Origin of the sequence: Kitasatospora sp. NPDC047058 (assembly GCF_040643935.1) — a bacterium.
Taxonomy (GTDB): Bacteria; Actinomycetota; Actinomycetes; order Streptomycetales; family Streptomycetaceae; genus Kitasatospora.
In genome coordinates this window covers 1-2,852 of record NZ_JBEYVJ010000638.1, presented here as the reverse complement: position 1 = coordinate 2,852, position 2,852 = coordinate 1, and the positions used below count along the sequence as shown (strand labels likewise).

Here is a 2,852-nt window from a genome sequence, read left to right as displayed (position 1 = left end):
CGGCGTCGCCGAAGCGCGCCAGCGTCAGCGCGCCGATCACCGCCGCCGCGAAGCCCGCGACGGCGAGCGGCGTCGCGTCGTGCCGGGTGTGGTCGCCGAGCACGAGCACCCCGACCACGGCCGGGCCCAGCGTCTCGCCCAGCACCATCGCCGCCGTCGCGGCCGTGACCGAGCCGCTCTGCATCGCCCAGGTCAGCGCCGCGAACCCGCCCAGCCCGGCCACCGCGACCGCGTACGCCGAGGGCTCGGTGAGGAGGTCCGGGAGGCGCGGGTCGGGCAGCACCCGCACCGAGACGCCGACCACCCCGAACTGCAGGCCCGCCACCAGTCCGAGCAGCGGGGCGCGACGGGCCGTGGCGAGGTGCACCACCGCCCAGCCCGCCACCGTGAGGACGACCGCGGCCACCAGGACGCCCAGCCGGAACGCCGGGTCACCGGTGCCGTCGCCGTCCCGCCCGGCGGTGAGCGCGAGCACCAGGAGCCCGGCGCAGACCGCGGCCACGCCCGCCCACTCGCTGCGCCGCAGCCGCACCCGCAGCACGCGGGCGGCCCCGACGGCGGTCACCGCGAGCGCCGAGGCGAGCGCGGCCTCGACCACGTACAGCGGCAGCCGCTCCAGGGCGAGCAGTTCGGCGGCGAAGCCGAGCATGTCCATCCCGACACCCAGCAGGAACGGCCACTGCCGGAACGCGCCGGCCAGTGCGGCGGCCTCGCCGGCCTGCGGGGTGGCGGAGGCCCGGCGGGCGCCGACCGCCTGCAGGACGGTGGCGGAACCGGTGAGCAGTGCGGCCAGGAGGGCCGCCAGCAGGCCGAGGAGCATGGGCCGACGGTACGGCGCCGGGGCCCGCCGGGACGGCCTGGCGCGCCGTCAGCACGGACGACCTGGCGGGCGACGACGTGACGGGCGGCGATCTGACGTGCGACGTGACGGGCCGTCATGGCCGGCCCGCCGACCGGCGGGGGCCGGATGACGGGGGCCGACCGGCGGGGGCCGGACGACCGGGGTGATTCCGGCCTGGTGACTGATTGTCATGCGCAGTTTAGACAACAAGTTACTTTTCGGTAATCTCAGCTCGTCCCACGGGTGAACCACCCGTCATCTCCTGAAGGAACCACACGTGCACCTCCCCCGGTACCGCCGTTCCGGCCGCCTGCTGCGCTCCGCCCTGGCCGCCGCCGCAGCCTCCACCCTGCTCGCCATCGCCTCGCCGCTGCCCGCCCACGCGGACTCCGCGACCGGCGCCACCGCCCCCGGCGGCGAGAACGGCACCCCCCACCTCGACGCCGTGGAGCGCGCCCTGCGCGAGGTGGCCCCCGGCCTGGAGGGCACGGTCTGGCAGCGCACCGAGGGCAACAGCCTGAACGCCTCCGCCGACAATCCGGCCGGCTGGCTGCTCCAGACCCCCGGCTGCTGGGGCGACGCCGCGTGCGCCGACCGCCCGGGCACCCGCGCGCTGCTGGACCGGATGCGCGCCGACGTCGCCGCCGCCACGCGGACGGTCGACGTGTCCACCCTCGCGCCGTTCCCCAACGGCGGCTTCGAGGACGCCCTGGTCGACGGGCTCAAGGCCTCCGCCGCGGCCGGCCACCGGCTCCAGGTGCGGATCCTGGTCGGCGCCGCGCCGCTCTACAACGCCAACGTGCTGCCCTCGCGCTACCGCGACGAGCTGGTCGCCAAGCTCGGCCCCGCGGCCGGCTCGGTGACGCTCAACGTCGCCTCGATGACCACCTCCCGCACCGCCTTCTCCTGGAACCACTCCAAGCTGCTGGTGGTCGACGGCCGCAGCGTGATCGCCGGCGGCATCAACGGGTGGAAGGACGACTACCTCGACACCGCCCACCCCGTCTCGGACGTCGACCTCGCGCTGACCGGCCCCGCCGCGGGCTCGGCCGCCCGCTACCTGGACACCCTCTGGGAGTGGACCTGCGGCCGGACCGGCGTGTTCGACAACGCCTGGTTCGCCTCCTCGAACGGTGCCGCCTGCCGCCCCTCGATGGAGCGCGAGCTCAACCCGGCCGCCCCCGCCACCGGCAACGTCCCGGTCCTCGCCGTCGGCGGCCTGGGCGTCGGCATCAAGGCCGACGACCCCACCTCCGCCTACCGTCCCGGCCCGGTCACCGGCGCCGCCGACGCCAAGTGCAGCCCGCTGACCCTGCACGACAACACCAACGCGGACCGCGACTACGAGACGGTCAACCCCGAGGAGAACGCGCTGCGCGCGCTGGTGGCCGGCGCCACCAACCACATCGAGATCTCCCAGCAGGACATGAACGGCACCTGCCCGCCGCTGCCCCGCTACGACTCCCGGCTGTACGAGACGCTGGCCGCCAAGCTCGCCGCCGGCGTGAAGGTCCGCATCGTGGTCAGCGACCCGGCCAACCGCGGCACCATCGGCAGCGGCGGCTACTCGCAGATCAAGTCCCTGAACGAGATCAGCGACGTCCTCAAGGCCCGGCTGACCGCCCTCACCGGGGACCAGGCCAAGGCCGGTGCCGCGCTGTGCGGCAACCTGCAGCTCGCCACCTTCCGCGCCGCCCCCACCGCCACCTGGGCGGACGGCCACCCGTACGCGCTGCACCACAAGCTGGTCGCCGTCGACGGCTCGGCCTTCTACATCGGCTCGAAGAACCTCTACCCGGCCTGGCTGCAGGACTTCGGCTACGTGGTGGAGGACCGCACGGCCGCGGGCCAGCTGGACCGCGACCTGCTGCAGCCCGAGTGGCAGTACTCCCAGGCCACCGCGTCCGTCGACTGGGCCGCCGGATCGCGGCCTCCAGATCCGCGATCCGCCGTCCGGACTGCGGGGACTCGACGGCCTCCAGTGCAGCGGCCAGCCGGACCACCGGAGTGG

Annotated in this window: 2 protein-coding genes; one reads left to right on the top strand and one right to left on the bottom strand. The window is 75.2% G+C overall.

What is annotated here, in order from left to right; all coding sequences use genetic code 11:
* Nucleotides 1-820 (bottom strand): hypothetical protein (locus ABZ885_RS38620; RefSeq protein ID WP_360199493.1); only part of this gene is annotated, 820 nt, incomplete at its 3' end.
* Nucleotides 821-1,118: 298 nt separating this feature from the next.
* On the opposite strand from ABZ885_RS38620, the gene ABZ885_RS38615 reads away from it, so the two are divergent.
* Nucleotides 1,119-2,852: hypothetical protein (locus ABZ885_RS38615; RefSeq protein ID WP_360199491.1), on the top strand; the 1,734-nt coding region annotated here is incomplete at its 3' end.